Origin of the sequence: Zobellella iuensis (assembly GCF_016746085.1) — a bacterium.
Classification (GTDB): domain Bacteria; phylum Pseudomonadota; class Gammaproteobacteria; order Enterobacterales; family Aeromonadaceae; genus Oceanimonas; species Oceanimonas iuensis.
Window position 1 is genome coordinate 85,491 of record NZ_JAERTZ010000018.1, and the last position, 19,918, is coordinate 105,408.

Here is a 19,918-nt window from a genome sequence, read left to right on the forward strand (position 1 = left end):
ATACCCGGCCGTTGTTCCGGGTGATCTTCTGTTTAAAAGTCGTCCTTGATAAAGCGTTCGAACTGCTCGAGCTGGGCTGCCTCTATGCCGCCCAGGTGCTCCAGGGGCAGGGTCAGCACCACGCCCTTGGAGGCGCCTTCTTCCTTGTCCTTCGGGATGATGGCAAGCTCCGCCTGAATGGCCTTCAGCACATGCAGCGACAGGTTTTTCTCCAGCACCATCAGCAGTATGCTCTGGGAGCCCTCGTAGGTGAGCCCGAAAAAGGTCTTCTTGCTGCTGGTGCCTATGCCCCGGCCGCTCATGATGGTGACGCCGCCAGCCCCGGCCCCTTTGGCCGCATCGATGCACTCCTGCTCCAGCTCTTCCGGCACTATGGCCACCAGTAACGAAAATTTCATGAGGATGCTCTCCGGTATTTAAATAGCAGATCCGCTGCGATGGCGTAGATCATCACCGTCACTATGGGGTAGATGGAGGCGAAGGCGATAAGGCCAAAGCCGTCGATCAGCACGTTGCGCCCCTCGATATGGCTGGCCAGGCCTATCCCTAAGGCGGTGATCAGCGGCACCGTCACCTCCGAGGTGGTGACCCCGCCCAGATCGAAGGCCAGCGCCAGTATGTTGCGCGGGCAGAACCAGATCAGCAGCAAGACCAGCAGGTAGCTGCCGATGATGAAGTGGTGGATGGAGCCGCCATCGATGATGCGGTGTACCCCCAGGGTGATGCCCAGGGCCACCCCCAGGGCCACCACCAGGCGGATAGCCCGGGCGTTCAGCTCGCCGGGGGCGGCCTGCTCCGCCTGGTGGCCCACGGCGATCAGTGCCGGCTCCGCCATGGTGGTGGCGAAGCCGATGGCGAAGGCGAACAGGTAGATATAGAGCACCCGGTCCTGGCCGATCAGCTGTTCGGCCATGCGGGTACCTATGGGGAAGAGGCCGAGCTTGAGACCGACCACGAAGGCGTACAGCCCCACCAGCACCAGCAGGAAGCCGAAAAACACCCGGGTCGGGTTGGACAGGGAACGCTTGAGCACCAGGTACTGGAAGAACAGCACCACCACCAGTATGGGGGTCACGTCCCGCAGCATCAGAAAGAGATCGAGAATGACACGCAACCAAGGGGCATGGATGGCGCTGTCCTGGATGCCGCTCGCCGACAGCGGCAGGGGGGCCGTGCCCAGGCTGTAGGTGACGATGCCGTAGAGCTGTACGCTGACCATGGGCACCATCACCGCCAGGGCCACCAGGCCGAAGCCGTCCATCAGCGGGTTGCGGCCCTTGATGGACGAGGCCAGGCCGATGCCCATGGCGGCGATCAGCGGCACCGTCACGATATTGGTGGTGACCCCGCCCGAGTCGTAGGCCAGGCCCACGATTTCGGGCGGGGCGAAGAAGGTCACCAGTACCACCAGGCTGTAGCCGCCTATCATGTACCAGTGCAGGCCCTGGCCGAGGATGATGCGCAGCACCCCGGCGGCCATCACCAGGCCCACCGACAGGGCCACGATCAGGCGCAGGGTCAGGGCCTGGATGCGGCCCTCGCTGACCAGCTCGGCCTGGGAGGCCACCGCGATCAGCGCCGGCTCGGCGATCACCGCCGAAAAGCCCATGGCGAAGCCGAAGCAGAGCAGTATGGGCACCGAGCCCCTGCGGGCGAACTGGTTGGCCAGGCTCTTGCCGAGGGGAAAGATGCTGAGCTCCAGCCCCTGCAGGAAGAGGGCGATGCCGGCGGCCACGATAAGCAGCCCCAGGGCCATGCCGGCGGCGTCCTCCGGCCACTGGCCGAGCAGCAGCTGGAACAGCAGCACTACCCCTATGATGGGCAGCAGGTTGTTCAGGGCATGTAAAAAGGCGCCGGCGAAGAGCCTGATGGTGTGCAAGCCATGCTCCTTGGGTTACTCGGTTGAACCCCAGTCTACCCCGGACCGCGGGGGAAGGATCAAGCCCAAGGTTCAGGAATCGGGATATTGCTTGTCTTTATACTCGCACAAATCCTCGATGATGCAGGCGCCGCAGCGCGGCTTGCGTGCCAGGCACACATAGCGGCCATGCAGGATAAACCAGTGGTGCACGTCCAGCTTGAACTCGGCCGGCACCCATTTCAGCAGTTTCTGCTCCACCTCGTCCACGTTCTTGCCCGGGGCGAAGCGGGTGCGGTTGGCCAGGCGGAAGATATGGGTGTCCACCGCTATGGTGGGCCAGCCGAAGGCGGTGTTGAGCACCACGTTGGCGGTCTTGCGGCCGACCCCGGGCAGAGCCTCGAGGGCTTCCCGATCTTCCGGCACCTCGCCGCCGTGCTGCTCCAGCAGCAGGGTACAGGTCTTGATGACGTTCTCGGCCTTGGCATTGAACAGCCCTATGGTCTTGATGTGCTCCCTGACCCCGTTCACCCCCAGGGCCTGCATGGCGGCGGGGGTGGGGGCGGCGGCGAACAGGCCCTTGGTGGCCTTGTTGACGCTCACGTCGGTGGCCTGGGCCGAAAGCAGCACGGCGATCAGCAGCTCGAAGGGGCTGGCGTAGTTGAGCTCGGTGGTGGGCCGGGGGTTGTCCGCCCGCAGCCGCTCCAGGATTTGGCGGCGTTTTTCCATGTTCATAAGGAGGTGACCCTTGCTCTGGTGATCTCGGCCTTGGGCGCCGGGGCGCGGCGGGCCGCCAGCCGCCCGTCCAGCCAGTTTTTGGCGGCGATCAGCAGGCCCAGGCCGAGAAAGGCGCCGGGGGGCAGTATCGCCAGCAGGAAGGCATTGTCCAGGTGCAGCACATCGATGCGCAGCCCCGCCGCCCAGTCGCCCAGCAGCAGCTCGGCACCGTCGAACAGGGTGCCCTGGCCCAGCAGCTCGCGCAGCCCGCCCAGCACCAGCAGCACGGCGGTGAAGCCCAGGCCCATCATCAGGCCGTCGAGGGCGGCGAGCGGCGGACTGTTCTTGGAGGCGAAGGCCTCGGCCCGGCCGATGATCACGCAGTTGGTGACGATAAGGGGGATGAAGATGCCGAGCGACTGGTACAGGCCGTAGGTATAGGCGTTCATCAGCAACTGCACGCAGGTGACGAAACTGGCGATGATCATCACATAGATGGGGATGCGCACCTCGTTCGGCACCCAGCGGCGCACCAGGGAGACGGTGACGTTGGAGCCAATCAGCACCAGCATGGTGGCCAGCCCCAGGCCCATGGCGTTGGTCAGGGTGCTGGTCACCGCCAGCACCGGGCACAGGCCGAGGATCTGCACCAGGGCCGGGTTGTTCCGCCACAGGCCCTGGCGGATGATGTCTTTGTGTTGTTCGGTCATAGGGTATCTCCGCAGCGGGGGGAACGGCTCAGCAGCCCGGGCTCCTGTTCCAGCATCAGCAGCACCTGGCGCACCGCCTTGACCACCGCCCGGGGGGTGATGGTGGCGCCGGTAAAGGCATCGAACTGGCCGCCGTCCCGGCGCACCGCCCAGCGGGGGTCTTCCTCGCCCTGCAGTTGCATGCCGTCGAAGGCCAACACCCAGGGGGATTTTTTCAGCTCTATTTTGTCACCCAGGCCCGGGGTCTCGTTATGGGCCAGCACCCGCACGCCCGAGAGGCGGCCGTCGGCGTTCACCCCCACCACCAGCTTGATGGCGCCGCTGTAGCCGTCGGGGGCGATGGCCTCGATGGCGTGGCCCCGCACCTCGCCGTTTTTCACCGCGGTGAAGGCGGGCAGCGGATCCCGGCTGCCCAGGTAGTGTTCGTTGCTCACCAACATGCAGTGGTCGAACAGGGGCTCGTCGTGGCTGTCGGGGGGCAGCAGATCATTCAGCACCAGCAGCAGCTGGGCCTGCTCCTGGGCCACTATGGTGTGGCGGGTCAGGCTGTGGGTAAAGGCCACCAGGGCGGTACAGCCCAGGGCGAACAGGGCCAGGATGAGACCGTTCTTGCGCATCATCTCCAGCATCAGCGGGCCTCCCCGTAGGTCTTGGGTTTGGTCAGGCTGTCTATCATGGGCACCGTCATGTTGGCCAGCAGCACCGCGAAGGCCACCGCGTCCGGGTAGCCGCCGAAGGTGCGGATAAGGTAGATAAGCAGGCCGATCAGGGCGCCGTAGACGAGGCGGCCGCGGAAGGTGGTGGAAGCCGACACCGGATCGGTGGCGATAAAGAAGGCCCCCAGCATGGTGGCGCCGGAAAAGAGGTGCATCATGGGCCCTATGCTGCCGTCGGGGGACACCATAAAGCCCACCAGACCGAGCAGGAAGAGGGTGCCGAGCATGGCCACCGGAATGGGCCAGCTGATGAGCCGCAGCCGCAACAGGGCCAGGCCGCCGGCCAGGTAGGCCAGGTTGACCCACTGCCAGCCGACGCCGGCCATGCCGCCGAACGCCGGGCCGGCCAGGATTTCGCCGCTGGTGTGGCCTTGGGTGAAGCCGGTTTTCAGGGTATCGAGGGGAGTAGCCATGGTGGTGCCGTCGGCCAGCTCGCGCAGCTGGTGGGGGGCGAAGCCGTCCAGGGTGAAACCGGTGAAGATGGCGGACAGGCTGTCCAGCAGCCCCGGCGGGTAGGTCTGCAGCGCAAGCGGCGGCAGCCAGCTGGTCATGGGCAGGGGAAAGGACACCAGCAGCAGCACATAGGCCACCATGGCCGGGTTGAACAGGTTCTGGCCCAGGCCGCCGTAGAGCTGCTTGGCGACGATGATGGCGAAGGCGGTGCCGATCACCACCAGCCACCAGGGCGCGAGCGGCGGCACGGCGATGCCGATCAGCAGCGCCGTCAGCAGGGCCGAGTTGTCCCTGAGGGGAGCGAAGCGCCGCTTGCGCAGGGCCAGCACCAGGGCCTCGGCGGCGTAGGCGGTGGTCACGGCCAGGGCTATCTGGACCAGGCTGCCCCAGCCGAAGAACCACCACTGCACCAATATGCCCGGGATCAGGCAGTAGCAGACCCGCCGCATCAGGGTGGCGGTGTTCAGGGGGACGTGATCATGGGGTGAGCTGCTGAGTGTAAACGCCATTAGGACTCGTCTTCTCGATCGGGGTGAGAGGGGGTGGTCTGCTGCTGGGCCCGGCGGGCCTTGGCCCGCTCCACGGCGGCCTTGATGGCCGCTTTTTTGGCGGCGTCGGCATCCTGGGTTTCAGCCGGCGGCTCGGCCGCAGGGGGGACAACGACTGCTCCGGCCGGGGCGGCCCCGGCTTGCTGCCCGGCCTTGCGCGCCTTGGCCCGGGCGATGGCGGCGGCCACGGCGGCCTTTTTGTCGTCGTCGGACTTTTCCGCCGCCGGGGCGGCCCCGGCTTGCTGCCCGGCCTTGCGCGCCTTGGCCCGGGCGATGGCGGCGGCCACGGCGGCCTTTTTGTCGTCGTCGGACTTTTCCGCCGCCGGGACGGCCCCGGCTTGCTGCCCGGCCTTGCGCGCCTTGGCGCGGGCGATGGCGGCGGCCACGGCGGCTTTTTTATCGTCGTCGGATTGCTCCGCCGCCGGGGCGGCGTCGGCGTCCTGTCCGGCCTTGCGCGCCTTGGCGCGGGCGATGGCGGCGGCCACGGCGGCCTTCTTGTCGTCGTCGGATTGCTCCGCCGCCGGGGCGGTGTCGGCGTCCTGCCCGGCCTTGCGCGCCTTGGCGCGGGCGATGGCGGCGGCCACCGCCGTTGCCTTGTCGGCGGCCGGCGCCGGGGGGCCTTGCTCCGTTTCCTGGGCCTTCAGCTCCCGGTTGCGGCGTGCCTCTTCCTTGCGGGCGGCGCGGGCGGCGGTCATGTCCTCCTGGCCCTGCTCCGGCTGTTGGCGGGCCTTGACCCGGGCCAGGGCGGCGGCCACCGGATCCTCGCCGCCGGCGGCCACCTGCTCGGCCATGCGCGCCTTGCGCTCGGCGGCGGCCTTCTCGTGGCGGGCCTGGCGCTCGGTCTTTTCCCGCTCCAGCCGGGCCTGGCGGGCCTCGAAACGGTGTTTGGCCCGCTCCGCCAGCTCCGCCTCGCGCTGGGCTTGGCGGATATCGGCCTTGGCCACCCGGTAATACTGCACCAGGGGGATCTGGCTGGGGCAGACATAGGCGCAGGCACCGCATTCGATGCAGTCGAACAGGTTGTGGCTGTTGAGCTTGTCGTGCTCCCCGGCGCGGGCAAACCAGTACAACTGCTGGGGCAGCAGGCTGGCGGGGCAGGCGTCGGCACACTGGCTGCAACGGATGCAGGCCAGCTCCTCGCCGGCCGGCGGCAGCTCGGCCCGGGTCGGCGCCAGCACGCAGTTGCTGCCCTTGATGATGGGGGCGCTGGCGCTGTGCAGGGTAAAGCCCATCATGGGGCCGCCCATGATGATGCGCTGTTCGGGCTCGGGCCTGAGCCCGTAGCGCTTGAGCAGGTAGCGCACCGGGGTGCCGATATGCACCCAGGCGTTGCCGGGCTCGGCGAAGGCGTCGCCCGCCAGGGTGACCACCCGGCGAGTCAGGGGCTCGTCGTCCATCACCGCCCGCTTCACCGCGAAGGCGGTGCCCACATTCTGCACTACCATGCCGATGTCGGCGGGCAGGCCGTTGTGGGGCACCTGCTGGCCGGTGAGGATCTCGATCAGCTGCTTCTCACCGCCGGAAGGGTACTTGGTGGGCACCGCCACTATCAGAATATGGTCGTCATCATTGGCCTCGCGCAGGGCGGCCAGGGCCTCGGGCTTGTTGTCCTCCACCGCCAGCACAGTGACGTGCGGTTGCACAATGTGCCGCAGGATGGCCACCCCTTGCAGTATTTCCTGCGGGTGTTCGCGCATCAGCCGGTCGTCGGCGCTGATATAGGGCTCGCATTCCACCCCGTTGATGATCAGCGCCTCTATGGCCTTGCGCCGGGGCATCAGCTTGACGTGGGCGGGGAAGCCGGCGCCACCCAGGCCGGTGACGCCGGCGGAGTGAATGCGCTCCAGCAGCACGTCGGCGCCGAGGGCCTGGTAATCGCTGATGGGGAAGCGCGGCCGCCACTGGTCCTCGCCGTCGGGCTTGAGCACCACGCAAGGGCCGTCCAGCCCCGAGGGGTGGCACAGGGGCCTGTCCTCGACGGCGGTCACCACTCCCGAGGTGGGGGCGTGCACCGGTATCATCATGGGGTTGAGCGGCTCGGTCAGGGGCTGGCCCTTGAGCACCCGGTCGCCGACCCCGACCTTTATCCGGGCCGGCTGGCCGATATGCTGGCGCACCTGCAGCACCAGCTCTTCGGGCAGGCCGGCCTCGCCGATGGGGGCAATATTGGCCGGCGCCTTGCGCTCGGGCGGATGGATGCCGCCATGAAAACCGTGCAGCTTGCCTGCGTTCAGATCCTGTAACAGCGACATCTTACTCTACCTGCTTGATGGCGATGGACGGCAGTTGCCATTTCCAGTTGTCGGGGGTGACCGGCAGCGGGATCATCTCGATACAGTCGGTGGGGCAGGGATCCACGCACAGATCGCAACCGGTGCATTCGTCGCGGAGCACGGTGTGCACCGCCTTGGTGGCGCCGACGATGGCGTCCACCGGGCAGGCCTGGATGCACTTGGTGCAGCCGATGCACATGTCTTCGTGGATAAAGGCGACCTGCTTCACCGGCTCGGCGGCTTCCTCGCCCATGGCCTGGGGTTCCACCCCCATCAGGTCGGCAATCTTGCGCATGGTGGCGTCGCCGCCGGGCACGCACTTGTTGATGTCGTCGCCGTTGGCGACGGCCTCGGCATAGGGACGGCAGCCCGGATAGCCGCACTGGCCGCACTGGGTCTGGGGCAGCAGTTCATCCAGCTGCTCGACGACGGGATCCGACTCCACGCGGAACCTGACGGCGGCAAAGCCCAGTACCAGACCGAAGATCAGCGCCAGCAGCGCCAGTACCGCGATGGCGATTAAGATATGCATCATGTTAAAACTTGACCAGTCCGGTAAAGCCCATAAAGGCCAGCGACATCAGGCCGGCGGTGATCATGGCCAGGGCCGCGCCCTTGAAGGGCGCCGGCACATCGGCCCCGGCCAGGCGTTCGCGCATGGCGGCGAACAGCACCAGCACCAGGGAAAAACCGAGCGCGGCGCCGAAACCGTACACCAGGCTCTGCATAAAGTTGTGTTGTTCGTTGATGTTCAGCAAGGCCACCCCCAATACCGCGCAGTTGGTGGTGATCAGCGGCAGGAAAATGCCCAGCAGCCGGTACAGGGTGGGGCTGGTCTTGTGCACCACCATCTCGGTGAACTGCACCACCACGGCGATCACCAGAATAAAAGACAGGGTGCGCAGGTATAAAAGTTCCAGCGGCAGCAGTAGGTACTGGTTGACCAGGTAGGAGCAGGCGGCGGCCAGGGTCAGCACGAAGGTGGTGGCCAGCCCCATGCCGATGGCGGTTTCCAGTTTTCCCGACACCCCCATAAAGGGGCAGAGTCCGAGAAACTTCACCAGCACGAAGTTGTTGACCAGCACGGTGCCGACAAACAGCAGCAGGTATTCAGACATGATCACTCGGCGATATGAAATGGCGGCCGGTATTATCGGACTTTACGCCTCGTTTAACAATGCCACATATTCTATGGGATTATGACAAGGTATTGATTAACATGCCGATCACCGCCAGGGTACAGAGCAATAAAGATCCGTAATGCATCACCGGCCTGGACACCAGGTGCAGGGTCTGCACCGCCAGCCAGTTGCCGAGCAGGGCCGCCGGCACCAGGGGAGCGGCCTGCAGCAGCTGGGCCTGGCCGAAATAGCCGCCGCCGATCAGCGCTATCACCGACATCAGGCTGGACACCAGGAAAAAGCCCGCCAGGTTGGCGCGGATACGGTGCATGTCGGCGCCGTGCAGCACCAGCACCATGGGTGGCCCGCCGATGGTGGTGCTGGTGCCCATGACCCCGGACAGAAAGCCGCCCAGGGAGAGGGTGGCGGTGTTGGTGGGCAGGGCCAGGTTGCACAGGCGCACCAGCACCCCCAGCATGATGGTGAAGGCGATAAGGATGGCCAGCCACGACTGGGACATCACCCCCAGCAGCCAGACCCCCACCAGGCTGCCGGGCACGCGCGCCAGCAGCGCCGGCGCCAGCAGGTTGAGCTCCAGCCCCTTGCGGAAACGCCAGCCGTTGATCAGGCACATCATCAGGATCACGAAGGACAGGGGGCCGGGCACCAGGGCCGGGTCCAGGTAGAACATCAGGGGGGCGGCGATGATCGCCATGCCGAAGCCGATGGCGGTCTGCACATAGGCGCCGGTAAAGCAGGCCAAGGCAGCGAGCAGCAATACCTGGGGGTCGAGTTCGATAATGTCCAGCATGTCAGGGCCTTGGAACAGCAAGCAGGGTGCCATTATGGCCAAGGGCGGCAGGCGGGGGAAGGCGGAAAGGGGCTGGCCTTATGGATATTCCGGGTTGGCACCACAGGAGCGCAGGCGGCCCGCCTGCCGATGGACCCCCGCCTTCGCGGGGGTGACGGTTCTGAAGGTTCTCGCGACCTGCCCTGGACGAACGGCATTGGAGCCGGCCGAACAGGACTCAAAAACCGACTGGTTTCAGGAGGACTTTTCCTCCTGCTTCGGCTCCGCCTGCTGTTGTTCCGTCTGTTTCTTGTCCTGCTCTTTGTCCTGGCCGCCGCAGGCGCCGCAACATCCGCTCATGGTGTTCTCCTCTGGGTTGATGACGGGAGCCAGCATAGCCTTTGGGAAGGCGGGGGCACCTTGATCGGGGACAATAAAGATGTATTAGCGATGATAATTAAAAAGCGGAGAAATAAAGGCAGGCGGAGCGCCTGCCTTGAGTACCCTCAGAACAGGGTGTTGGACAGCTGGTACATCTCTTCGTTGAAGGGACGCTTGAGGTGCTTGATGGAGTCGATGATATCGTGATGCACGATATGGTTGTTCTGAAGGCCGACGCAGCGACCGCCATAACCTTCCAGCAGCAGCTCCACCGCCCGCGCGCCCATGCGGCTGGCCATGATCCTGTCCTGGGCGGTGGGGGTGCCGCCGCGCTGGATATGACCGAGGATGGTGGCGCGGGTATCGCGGCCGGTGGCGGCCTGGATTTCCTTGGCCAGCTCGTTCACGTCACAGACATTTTCGCAGATGGCCACGATGGCGTGCTTCTTGCCTTTGGCCACCCCTTCGTGGATTTGCCGGATCAGCTCGTCCTTGTCGAAGGCGATTTCGGGCACGATAACGTACTCGGCGCCACCGGCCACGGCCGCGGAGGAGGTGAGGTCGCCGCAGTGGCGGCCCATGATCTCCACCACCGAAATCCGGTTATGGGAGCTGCAGGTGTCGCGCAGCCGGTCGATGGCTTCCACCGCCACGTTCAGCGCGGTGTCGAAGCCGATGGTGAACTCGGTGCCGGCGATGTCGTTGTCGATGGTGCCGGGGATGCCGATGCAGGGAAAACCCATTTCGGTCAGGCGCATGGCGCCCATGTAGGAGCCGTCACCGCCGACCACCACCAGGGCGTCGATGCCGTGTTTCTTCAGGTTTTCGACCGCTTCCTCGCGCACCTTCTCTTCCTTGAACTCGGGAAAGCGGGCCGAGCCCAGGAAGGTGCCGCCGCGGGTGATCACGTCGGACACGCTGTGGCGCTCGAGCGGCCTGATGTCGTCGGCGTGCAGGCCCTGGTAGCCGTTGTAGATGCCGAACACTTCCAGGTTATGGTGCAAACCGGCCCGTACCACGGCACGGATGGCGGCGTTCATGCCGGGGGCGTCGCCGCCGCTGGTCAGTACCCCAATTCGTTTAATCATCTTGGCCTCAATTCAAAATCGTGGTTGAAACCCGGAACAGCGGGCATATGTAGTAAAATTACCAATATGCCCGTTCTTTTTAGGCGCCGGCCTTGATAATGGCGGCAAATTCATCCGCCTGCAGGGCGGCACCGCCCACCAGGGCGCCGTCGATGTCTTCCATGGCGAACAGGCCGGCGGCGCTGGCGCCCTTGACCGAGCCGCCGTAGAGGATCTGCACGCCGGCGGCCACATCGGCATCCTGCTTGGCCAGGAAACCGCGGATGGCGGCATGTACGCTCTGGGCGATGTCGGGGGTGGCGGTCTTGCCGGTGCCGATGGCCCATACCGGCTCATAGGCGATCACGGCGCTGGCCAGGGCCTGGATGCCGCTGTGGTCGATCACCGCCTGCAGCTGGCGCTCCACCACGGCCTGGGTTTCATTGGCTTCAAATTGCTCCAGGGTTTCACCGATGCACAGCACCGGCACCAAGCCGGCTTGCTGGATGGCGGCGAACTTGGCGGCCACCACGGCGTCGGATTCCGCGTGCAGGGTGCGGCGCTCGCTGTGGCCCACCAGCACATACTGCACCCCGAACTCACCGTACATGGCCGGGGAGTTTTCGCCGGTGAAGGCGCCCTGGGTGTGGACGTCCGCGTCCTGGGCGCCGAGGGCGATGGTGCTGTCGGCCAGCAGCTCCTGGGCCTGGCCCAGGAACAGCACGGGCGGGCATACGGCCACGGCCACGTTGCCGGCCTCGTCGGCGGGGGCCTTGAGGGCGTTGATCAGCTCCGCCACCATGGTCTTGCTGCCGTTCAGCTTCCAGTTGCCCATTACCAGTATTTGTCTCATGAGTTGTTTCCTTTCAGTTAAATGTGATCATTATAGGGACATAGATCCGGTGAAACTAGGAACCAGGGCACAATTTGATGTAATTTTTCATCTTATTTGTTGTGCCCGGTCAAAGATGTGGCCTGGGTGCGGCCGAGTCGCTGCCACCACAGCCCCAGGTACTCATGCCAGGCCAGCTCGCTGCGCCATAGATAGCGGGCCCGGGGCAGGTAAGTATAAAGCGGCAGGGCGGCACCGCTTTCCTTGGCCTGGTGATCGACCGGGGCCGCCAGGGGCGCGGCGCCGGCGGCGGCGAACAGCGCCATGGCCCGCGGCATATGGCTGGCGGAGGTGACCAGCACCGCCCGGCGGCCGATGATGAGCGGGGCCATGGCCCGGGCCTCTTCCGCCGTGTCCTTCGGCTCGGGCAGCAACAGCAGGCGCTGGCCGGCGACGCCGAGCGCCACCGCCACTTCGCCGTAGAGTTCGGCGCTGGAGCGGCTTTCGCCGCCCGCATAGCCACTCAGGATCAGTCGGGCTTGCGGGTAGGCATGGGCCAGGCGCACCCCCTCAATGATGCGGTAGAGCCCGGCCTGGCCGAGCTGGCTCAGCAGCGGCAGGCGCGGGTCCGCCACCTGGGCGGCCCCCAGCACTATGATGTCCTGCACCGGCTCGGCGGTGATCTCATGGGGGGGATAGCGCGATTCCAGCGGCGCCATCAGGGCATTGGCCACCGGGCGGGTGGAGAGCAGCATCAATGTTGCCATGGAAAGGACAAGCAGGCAGATCCCGCTGCGCTTTTGCCGCAACAGCAGCAGAAACAACCCCAAAAAACCCAGGAACAGCAGCAGGGGTAGCGGTAATAACAGGCTACCCAGCCACTTTTTCGCCAAAAACATCGTCTCCATGCACGCACGCATTTGTTAACCGTAGCGGTTATGCCAGAATAGCCTCCCCCGAGTCACGAAGAAACACCCAGGTGCAGCCAAATACCAGCTTCGATGGCAAAAGCCATACCTTTTCCCGCAATATCTACGGCACCACCAAGGGCCGCATCCGGCTGGCGGTGCTGAACCGGGATCTGGACGAGCTGCTGCAGGGCTTGCCGGACAGATCCTTGCGCATCCTGGATGCGGGCGGCGGTTTCGGCCCCCTGTCGCAACCCCTGGCGGCCCGGGGCCACAGCGTGGTGCTGTGCGATCTTTCCGGCGAAATGCTGGCCCTGGCCCGGGCCCAGGTAACGGAAAAGGGGCTGGATGATCGCTTCGACTTTATTCAGGGCCCCATCCAGTCGTTATCGGCGGAAGATCTGGGCCGGTTCGACCTGATCCTGTGCCATGCGGTGCTGGAGTGGGTGGAGGATCAGGCCGGCCTGCTGAGCGTCCTGAATGCCCTGCTGGCGGACGACGGCCACCTGTCGCTGATGTTCTATAACCGGGATGGCCTCTTGTTCCACAGCCTGGTGATGGGCAACTTTGATTACGTGCACGCCAACCTGGTCAAGAAACGACGCCAGAAACTGACGCCGGCCTGGCCCTGCCGGCCGGACGAGGTTTACCGATGGCTGGCGGAGCTGGGCTTTGCTATAACCGGGCGCAGCGGCGTGCGGGTGCTCCACGACTATATGGTGGATCGCCAGGTGAAAGCGGAGCGCCCGGAAGAAGTGATAGCCATGGAGCTGGCCCACGCCCGCCGGGAGCCCTTTGTGCACCTGGGCCGCTATATCCATGTGCTGGCGCGCAAGAGCGCCGGGCCGGCCCCCGAGTGAATGGACCCCCGCCTTCGCGGGGGTGACGGCAAGCGCGTGGACGACGGAAAAAGCCGCAACAGTATAAGAGCCGCCGGGCAAGGCCGGGCGGCGCCAACGGTGAAGAGAGCAAAAACTGATGACGGAAATGTCCCGCACCCTGCCGGACTGGATCGGCTGGGTCAGAGAGGAAAATTTGGGGCTCAACCTGCCCCCCGAGCGGCTGGCCTTCCTGCTGGCGGTGCATGTGGTCGGCCGGGGCGGCGAGCAGCCGCAGCTGAGCGAGGCCGAGCTGCACCATGCCTTCGGCTATGTCAGCAAGGGCTTCGCCCAGGCCGACGACACCCTGGCCAGCCGGGCCAACAACGCCATCAACGATCTGGTGCGCCAGCGCCTGCTGAGCCGCTTCCAGGGCGAGCCGGGGGAGGGCGAAAGCCTCTACCGCCTGACCCGCCTGGGGTTGGCCATAGTGGCATTCTTCGCCGCCCAGCGGGAAGTGAGCCAAATAAAGCTCTCGCTGCTGCTGGCGCAGATCGCCCAGGATCTGGACAAGGTGGCCGAGGCCATCGCCGCCGGGCCGGACGAGCAGGCCTGGGCCCAGGAGGTGGAAGGCCGGCTCAAGTACTCGGTGGCCGAACAGCTGGCGCGCATCGACGACACCCAGCGCGCCATGGACGAGCAGCAGAACGCGGTCAAGGCCAACATCGCCGCCCTGCTCAACAAAAACTGGCACGAGGCCATTTCCGCCTGCGAGCAACTGCTGCGGGAAACCGGCCACACCCTGCGCGAGCTGCAGGACACCCTGGACAAGGCCGGCCACGGCCTGCAGCAGAGCCTGCTCAATATCGAGGAGCGGCTGCAGCAAAGCCCCCGCGGCATCGGGGTGGCGCCCCTGTGCCAGCAGCTGCAGGCCAGGCTTGACGCCATCATCCACTGGGGCAGCCAGTGCATCGAGCTGTGGTCCCGCTACGACCGCCACGTGCACCGCTTTATCCGCACCGCCATCGACATGGACAAGAACCGCGCCTTCAGCCAGCGGCTGCGCGAGTCCATCCGCCAGTTCGAACAGCACAACTGGCGGCTGCGGATCAGTCAGGCGCAGCCGTTGCTGGAGCTGCGCGACGAGACCATGGCCGCCTACGCCGAGGAAGTGACCGGCGAGCTGCCCGAGGAGCTGGAATACCAGGAGATGGTGGACCTGGCCGCCGAGCTGTCGGAGCGCATCCGCGGCCATTTGCAGGACTTTCCGCTGACCGGCCGGCCGCTGGATCTGGCCCAGGTGCTCAGGGACTACCTCAACGATTTTCCCCATTACCAACATTTTGATCTCGCCCGCCTGCTGATCGACGAAGCGGTCAAGCTGGGCCATGCCGACGCCGAACGCCAGGGCGCGGCCATGCCGGACTGGCAGACCATCAATGCCCACGGGGCCAAGGTACAAGCACATGTCATCGACCAATACTGAACTCGCCCTGGACCCCCGCCTGGCCCAGGCCATCGCCAACCCGCTGTTTCCGGCGCTGGACAACCAGCTGCGCGCCGGCCGCCACCTGACCGCCGACGAGCTGGAGCAGCACTCGCTGCTGCAGGAATACTTCACCGAGCTGGAGGCCTTTTACCAGCGCTACCAGGTGGAGCTGGTGCGCGCCCCCGAGGGCTTTTATTACCTGCGGCCGCGCTCCACCAGCGAGCTGGGCACCTCCATCCTCTCCGAGCTGGAGATGCTGGTGGGCAAGGTGCTGTGCTACCTCTACCTGAGCCCGGACCGGCTGATCAACGAAGGGGTGTTTTCGCTGGCCGACCTGCAGGAAGAGATTTTGACCCTGTCCAACGAGCAGGCACTGCTGCGCATGGTGAACCAGCGCGCCGGCGGCTCCGATCTCGACAAGCGTAAGCTGGCCGACAAGCTGAAAAGCGCCATCCGCCGGCTCAAGCGCCTGGGCATGGTCAGCGCCGTGGGCACCCAGGACAAGTTTCGCATCACCGAGGCGGTGTTCCGCTTTGCCGCCGACGTGCGCAGCGATGAAGACCCGCGCGCACTGCAATTGCGCATGATAAAAGACGGCGAGGCCGTGGCCGGCACCGACAACGAAGAAGAAGAGCAGGAGAACGAGCAGTGAGCAGCGTTAACAGAGGCAAGTTTCACTCCCTGACCATGGTCAACTGGAACGGCTTTTTTGCCCGCACCTTCGAGCTGGACGCCCTGGTCACCACGCTTTCCGGCGGCAACGGCGCCGGCAAGTCCACCACCATGGCGGCCTTTATCGCCGCGCTTATCCCCGATCTCAGCCTGCTGCACTTTCGCAACACCACAGAGGCGGGCAGCCAGTCCGGCAGCCGCGACAAGGGTCTGTACGGCAAGCTGCAGCGGGGCCACTGCTATTCGCTGATCGAGGTGGACACTTCCCAGGCCGAGCGGGTCTGGTTCGGCGTGCACCTGGAGCAGGTGGCCAACCGGGACAACAAGGTCAATATGGTGCCCTTTGCGGTGCAGGGCTTGTCCGAAGGGGTGAGCGAGGGCCGGGCCCCCACCGAGCTGCTGCTGAACCGCCTCGACGACGGCCGCGGCCAGGTGCGCTCGCTCAACGAGCTGAAGGCCGCCGCGGTGGAGGCGGGCCTGCGCTTCACTCGCTTCAATACGGTGAGCGAGTATCACAACTTTTTGTTCGACATCGGCGTGACCCCGCGCAAGCTCAAGGATCAGCGCGACCGGGTGAAGTTCTACCGGCTGATCGAGGCGTCCCTGTACGGCGGCATTTCCAGCACCATCAGCCGCAGCCTCAAGGACTACCTGCTGCCGGAAAACGCCGGCATTCGCAAGGCCTTTAACGACATGGAGGCGGCCATCTTCGAAAACCGCCGCACCCTGGAGGCCATCCGCGAAACCCAGCGCCAGCGGGACCTGTTCCGCCAGCTGATCACCGAAACCACCCATTACGTGGCCGCCGACTATGTGCGCAACAGCGCCGAGAAAAAGCGGCTGTCCGGGCAGGCCCTGGCCGCGCGCAAGGCCCTGGCCGAGGAGCGGCGCATCCTGGCCGAGGAAAAGGCCCGGCTGATTTATCTCGCCGACGAGCTGGACAACCTCTCCGCCCGGGAACGCATGCTCACCGAGGAGCTGGACATCGCCTCCGAGCACCTGGCGCGGGTGCTGAGCGGGGTCAAGCTCAACGAGAAGATCGAGTCCTACCAGCAGGAGCTGGACGAGCTGGAAGAAAAGCTCGCCATCCAGGAGGAAATGCTGGCCGAGCTGCAGGACGAACATGAAGAGGCCGCCGCCACCCGCCTTGCCGCCGAGGAAGAGGTGGACAGCCTCAAGAGCCAGCTGGCCGACTACCAGCAGGCGCTGGACACCCAGCAGACCCGCGCCATCCAGTACCGCCAGGCCCAACAGGCGCTGGGGGAGGCCAAGGTGCGCTGCGGCCTGCCCGAACTGAGCCCGGAGCAGGCCAGGGAAGAAGAGCAGCGCCACCAGGGCCGCGAGCAGGAACTGACCGCCGTGGTGCTGGAGCAGCGCCAGCAGCTTTCCCTGGCCGACGCCGCCAGGGCCCAGTACGACCAGGCCCTGGGGTTGCTCGAGGCCGTGGCCGGCCCGGTGGAGCGGGCCGCCGCCTTCGGCAAGGCCTGCCAGCTGATCGAGCAGGGCCGCGACTACCAGGGCCTGCTGGGGCGGGAAGAGGGCATTCGCCGCGCCCTGCAGGACGCCGAGCAGGCCGCCGAGCGCCGGCAGAGGGTGCAGGCGCTGCAGGCGGAGCTGGCCCGCCATGGCCGCGCCGTGCACGACGAGGCCGAACTCGAGCTGCAACTGGCGGAGCTGGAGGAACAAAAGGCCGAGGTGGAAGAGCAACTGGCCGACGGCGCCGAGGACAAGCGCCAGCTGCAATCGCAACTGGCGCAGGTGGCCCCCCGGGTGGCCCGGCTGCGCGCCGAGGCGCCCGCCTGGCACAAGGCCCAGGCCAAGTTGGAGCGGCTGCGCGAGCTGAGCGGCCAGATGCTGGCCGACAGCGCCGAGGTGACCCATGCCATGCAGCAGGCCCTGCGCGACGAGCACCAGGCCGAGCAGAGCAAGCAGCAGTCGCTGGCCGCCAAGCAGCAGCTGGAGCAGCAGATCCGCCGCCTCGGCAGCGGCGTCGATGCGGATCCGCGGCTGCTTGCCCTGTGCGAGCAGCTGGGCGGCACCCTGCTGGCGGACGTGTACGACGACATCGCTGTGGACGATGCCCCCTATTACGAGGCCCTGTACGGCCCGGCCCGCCACGCCATCGTGGTGGCCGATCCCCAGGCGGCGCTGGCGCAACTGCAGGCGCTGGAGGAATGCCCGCCGGACGTGTATCTCATCCAGGGCAACCCGGACGCCTTCGATGAAGATCTGCTGCAGGCCACCGAGCTGGACGGGGCCATCTGGGTGCAGAATGGCGAGCGCCAGCTGCGCTATTCCCGTTTTCCCGCCGAGCCCCTGTTCGGCCGCGCCGCCCGCGAGGCGCGCATCGAGATCCTCGGCGCCGAGCTGGAGGCGGTGAGCGCCCGCTATGCCGAGTCCGCCTTCGCCCAGCAAAAGCACAGCCGGCTCTACCACCAGTTGAGCGAATTCGTGAACGAGGGCCTGCAGCTGGCCTTCGGTCCCAGCCCGGAAGAGGCCTTGGCCGAGCTGGCCGGGCAGCAGCAGGAGCTGGAGCAGGCGCAGGCCCGGCTGGCCGAGCAGCAGGCCCAGTGGCAGCAGAAACTGGCCCTGCTGCGCGAGCAGCAGGGGCTGCTGCACAAGCTGCTGCCGCTGGCCGCCTGGCTGGACGCCGAGGGGCTGGAAGAACGCCTGGCCGCCGCCCGCGCCGAGGCCGACCGGCTCAAGGCGGCGCGCGACTTTATGGCCGCCCACGGCCAGCGCCTGGGCCGGCTGGCCGAACAGGTGCAGGTGCTGCGCCAGGATCCCGCCGGTTATGAGTCCCTCAGGGCCCGGGTGGAGCAGGCGGAAGCCGAGCTGACCGAGGCCCGTACCCGCACCTATGCCCTCAACCAGCTGGTGGCGCGGCTGCCCCATTTCGCCTACGCCGACGCCGAGCAGCTGCTGAGCCAGAGCTCGGCCATGAACGACAGCCTCAAGGCCAAGCTGGTGCAGGCGGAGGAGGCCAGGCGCAAGGCCGGCCTGCGCGCCGAACAGCTGGCCGGGCGGGTGAGCGACGCCCTGCAGGCGCGCACCGCCCTGGTGACCGGCCGCGACGCCCGAAGCCAGACCCTGAACGAATTCCGCGAGGAGCTGGCGGCGCTGGGCATCGTCCTTTCCGCCGACATGGAGGACAAGGCCCGGGAGGCCAAGCGCGAGCTTGAAAACGACCTGGTGCAGACCCGCAACCGGCGCAGCCAGACCGAGGCCCAGCGCCAGGTGACCAAGCGCGAGATAGAATCCTTGAGCCAGCGCCTGGGCAAGGACGGCCAGGGCTACTTTGCCGCCCGCAAGGCGCTGGTGGCCCACAAGGCCAACTGGGCGAAAGTGGAGCGGCTGGCCCGGGAGCACGGGGTGGAGCGCAGCCTGAGCCGGCCGGAGCTGGCCTACCTGGACGCCGAGGAGCTGAGATCCATCTCCGACAAGGCGCTGGGCGCCCTGCGCATGGCGGTGAACCACGACGAGGAGCTGCGCGACGCCCTGCGCCTCTCCGAGGGCAACCGCAACACCCTGCAGAAGGTGCAGTTCTACATACTGGTGTTCAGCTACCTCAAGGCGCGCATCCGCCACGACATCATCCGCGCCGACGATCCGGTGGAGGCGCTGGAAGAGATGGAGGTGGAGCTGGGCCGGCTGGCCGACGAGCTGAGCCTGCGCGAAGGCCAGCTGTCGCTCTCCTCCCATGAGGTGGCGGCCAAGATCACCACCATCATCCGCCGGGAGCAGAACCGCATCCGCCTGCTTAACCAGGGGCTGCAGAACATCCGCTTCGGCCTGGTGGCCGGGGTGCGGCTCAACGTGAACATCCGCGACACCTACCAGCGCCTGCTGGAGGCCCTGAGCGACCCGGAAGGGCGCCACCAGGATCTGTTCAACAGCAAGGAGCTCAGCTTCTCCGAGGCCATGGGCAAGCTGTTCCAGCGGCTCAACCCGCAGCTGGAGCAGGGCGATCGCAGCCCGCAGGTGCTGGGCCAGGCGCTGCTGGACTACCGCAACTACCTGGATCTGGACATCGAGGTGCAGCGCGGCGCCGACGGCTGGCTGCGCGCCGAGAGCGGGGCGCTGTCCACCGGCGAGGCCATCGGCACCGGCCAGGCCATTCTGCTGATGGTGCTGCAGAGCTGGGAGGAGGAATCCCGCCACCTGCGTGCCCGGGAAGTGCTGCCCTGCCGCCTGCTGTTCCTGGACGAGGCCGCGCGCCTGGACGCCCGCTCCATCGCCACCCTGTTCGAGCTGTGCGAACGCCAGGACATGCAGCTGCTGATCGCCGCGCCCGAGAACATCAGCCCGGAAAAAGGCACCACCTACAAGCTGATCCGCAAGGTGCACGGCAAGCAGGAGCACGTGCACGTGGTGGGCCTGCGCGGCTTCGCCGGCGTTGCCGCCTGATCCCTGTTGTTGAGCCCTGGGGTCCATTTCAGCGGACCCCTTAACCACAAGGGGCGACGTCAGTCGATCAATAACCTGTTTCGCCGATGCCTTGCCAGTCTCCTGGGGCCCGTTCAATGGGCCCCAGGCACCACTCTTTCCCGCCCCGCCCGGCCTTG

The 19,918-nt window shown here is 66.3% G+C and carries 17 protein-coding genes; 4 read left to right on the plus strand and 13 right to left on the minus strand.

What is annotated here, in order from left to right; genetic code table 11:
- Positions 1–32 precede the first annotated feature (32 nt).
- From JKV55_RS07245 to JKV55_RS07305, 13 genes are all read right to left on the minus strand, one after another.
- Positions 33–398, minus strand: coding sequence for a transcriptional regulator (locus JKV55_RS07245; protein WP_202083701.1), 366 nt, complete (start codon positions 396–398; stop codon positions 33–35).
- On the minus strand, positions 395–1,879 hold the full coding sequence (locus tag JKV55_RS07250; RefSeq protein ID WP_202083703.1) for a DUF1538 domain-containing protein: 1,485 nt from the start codon (positions 1,877–1,879) through the stop codon (positions 395–397). Before JKV55_RS07250 ends, JKV55_RS07245 begins: the two co-directional genes overlap by 4 nt.
- A 72-nt stretch (positions 1,880–1,951) precedes the next feature.
- Positions 1,952–2,593, minus strand: a complete 642-nt coding sequence (gene nth / locus JKV55_RS07255) for an endonuclease III (RefSeq protein WP_202083705.1) — start codon at positions 2,591–2,593, stop codon at positions 1,952–1,954.
- A complete protein-coding gene (locus tag JKV55_RS07260; protein WP_202083707.1) occupies positions 2,590–3,285 on the minus strand; it encodes an electron transport complex subunit E in 696 nt (231 codons plus the stop codon). Before JKV55_RS07260 ends, nth begins: the two co-directional genes overlap by 4 nt.
- Positions 3,282–3,914 (minus strand): electron transport complex subunit RsxG, encoded by a 633-nt coding sequence (gene rsxG, locus JKV55_RS07265; protein ID WP_202083708.1) that lies wholly within the window; start codon positions 3,912–3,914, stop codon positions 3,282–3,284. The genes JKV55_RS07260 and rsxG overlap by 4 nt, the downstream gene beginning before the upstream one ends.
- Positions 3,914–4,963 carry an electron transport complex subunit RsxD gene (rsxD, locus tag JKV55_RS07270; RefSeq protein ID WP_202083710.1) on the minus strand — a complete coding sequence of 350 codons (1,050 nt, stop codon included), beginning with the start codon at positions 4,961–4,963 and terminating at the stop codon, positions 3,914–3,916. The genes rsxG and rsxD overlap by 1 nt, the downstream gene beginning before the upstream one ends.
- Positions 4,963–7,254, minus strand: coding sequence for an electron transport complex subunit RsxC (gene rsxC, locus JKV55_RS07275; RefSeq protein ID WP_202083712.1), 2,292 nt, complete (start codon positions 7,252–7,254; stop codon positions 4,963–4,965). The genes rsxD and rsxC overlap by 1 nt, the downstream gene beginning before the upstream one ends.
- A gap of 1 nt (position 7,255) precedes the next feature.
- A complete protein-coding gene (rsxB, locus tag JKV55_RS07280) occupies positions 7,256–7,810 on the minus strand; it encodes an electron transport complex subunit RsxB (RefSeq protein ID WP_202083714.1) in 555 nt (184 codons plus the stop codon).
- A 1-nt stretch (position 7,811) separates the two neighbouring features.
- Positions 7,812–8,393, minus strand: a complete 582-nt coding sequence (gene rsxA, locus JKV55_RS07285; RefSeq protein ID WP_202083716.1) for an electron transport complex subunit RsxA — start codon at positions 8,391–8,393, stop codon at positions 7,812–7,814.
- Positions 8,394–8,472: 79 nt separating this feature from the next.
- Complete coding sequence (locus tag JKV55_RS07290) at positions 8,473–9,207, minus strand: sulfite exporter TauE/SafE family protein (RefSeq protein ID WP_202083718.1); 735 nt, start codon at positions 9,205–9,207, stop codon at positions 8,473–8,475.
- 485 nt (positions 9,208–9,692) lie between these two features.
- Positions 9,693–10,655, minus strand: coding sequence for a 6-phosphofructokinase (gene pfkA / locus JKV55_RS07295; protein ID WP_202083720.1), 963 nt, complete (start codon positions 10,653–10,655; stop codon positions 9,693–9,695).
- A gap of 79 nt (positions 10,656–10,734) precedes the next feature.
- On the minus strand, positions 10,735–11,487 hold the full coding sequence (gene tpiA, locus JKV55_RS07300; protein WP_202083722.1) for a triose-phosphate isomerase: 753 nt from the start codon (positions 11,485–11,487) through the stop codon (positions 10,735–10,737).
- Between the two features lie 92 nt (positions 11,488–11,579).
- The gene (locus JKV55_RS07305) at positions 11,580–12,365 is read right to left on the minus strand and encodes an ElyC/SanA/YdcF family protein (protein ID WP_237332731.1); all 786 of its coding nucleotides are present in this window, start codon (positions 12,363–12,365) and stop codon (positions 11,580–11,582) included.
- 80 nt (positions 12,366–12,445) lie between these two features.
- Here JKV55_RS07305 and JKV55_RS07310 point away from each other — a divergent pair, with 80 nt between their 5' ends.
- The 4 genes from JKV55_RS07310 (at position 12,446) to mukB (ending at position 19,760) form a co-directional block, all read left to right on the plus strand.
- The gene (locus JKV55_RS07310) at positions 12,446–13,234 is read left to right on the plus strand and encodes a methyltransferase domain-containing protein (RefSeq protein WP_202083725.1); all 789 of its coding nucleotides are present in this window, start codon (positions 12,446–12,448) and stop codon (positions 13,232–13,234) included.
- Between the two features lie 118 nt (positions 13,235–13,352).
- A complete protein-coding gene (gene mukF / locus JKV55_RS07315) occupies positions 13,353–14,678 on the plus strand; it encodes a chromosome partition protein MukF (protein WP_202083727.1) in 1,326 nt (441 codons plus the stop codon).
- Positions 14,659–15,333 carry a chromosome partition protein MukE gene (mukE, locus tag JKV55_RS07320; protein WP_202083729.1) on the plus strand — a complete coding sequence of 225 codons (675 nt, stop codon included), beginning with the start codon at positions 14,659–14,661 and terminating at the stop codon, positions 15,331–15,333. The genes mukF and mukE overlap by 20 nt, the downstream gene beginning before the upstream one ends.
- On the plus strand, positions 15,330–19,760 hold the full coding sequence (gene mukB, locus JKV55_RS07325; protein WP_369409628.1) for a chromosome partition protein MukB: 4,431 nt from the start codon (positions 15,330–15,332) through the stop codon (positions 19,758–19,760). Before mukE ends, mukB begins: the two co-directional genes overlap by 4 nt.
- The last annotated feature ends 158 nt before the right edge of the window (positions 19,761–19,918 follow it).

Coding starts and splice junctions, on each gene's coding strand:
- JKV55_RS07245 (WP_202083701.1), bottom strand. CDS start 398: ATGAAATTTTCGTTACTGGTGGCCATAGTGCCGGAAGAGCTGGAGCAG.
- nth (WP_202083705.1), bottom strand. CDS start 2,593: ATGAACATGGAAAAACGCCGCCAAATCCTGGAGCGGCTGCGGGCGGAC.
- JKV55_RS07260 (WP_202083707.1), bottom strand. CDS start 3,285: ATGACCGAACAACACAAAGACATCATCCGCCAGGGCCTGTGGCGGAAC.
- rsxG (WP_202083708.1), bottom strand. CDS start 3,914: ATGCTGGAGATGATGCGCAAGAACGGTCTCATCCTGGCCCTGTTCGCC.
- rsxD (WP_202083710.1), bottom strand. CDS start 4,963: ATGGCGTTTACACTCAGCAGCTCACCCCATGATCACGTCCCCCTGAAC.
- rsxC (WP_202083712.1), bottom strand. CDS start 7,254: ATGTCGCTGTTACAGGATCTGAACGCAGGCAAGCTGCACGGTTTTCAT.
- rsxB (WP_202083714.1), bottom strand. CDS start 7,810: ATGATGCATATCTTAATCGCCATCGCGGTACTGGCGCTGCTGGCGCTG.
- rsxA (WP_202083716.1), bottom strand. CDS start 8,393: ATGTCTGAATACCTGCTGCTGTTTGTCGGCACCGTGCTGGTCAACAAC.
- JKV55_RS07290 (WP_202083718.1), bottom strand. CDS start 9,207: ATGCTGGACATTATCGAACTCGACCCCCAGGTATTGCTGCTCGCTGCC.
- pfkA (WP_202083720.1), bottom strand. CDS start 10,655: ATGATTAAACGAATTGGGGTACTGACCAGCGGCGGCGACGCCCCCGGC.
- tpiA (WP_202083722.1), bottom strand. CDS start 11,487: ATGAGACAAATACTGGTAATGGGCAACTGGAAGCTGAACGGCAGCAAG.
- JKV55_RS07305 (WP_237332731.1), bottom strand. CDS start 12,365: ATGTTTTTGGCGAAAAAGTGGCTGGGTAGCCTGTTATTACCGCTACCC.
- mukF (WP_202083727.1), top strand. CDS start 13,353: ATGACGGAAATGTCCCGCACCCTGCCGGACTGGATCGGCTGGGTCAGA.
- mukE (WP_202083729.1), top strand. CDS start 14,659: ATGTCATCGACCAATACTGAACTCGCCCTGGACCCCCGCCTGGCCCAG.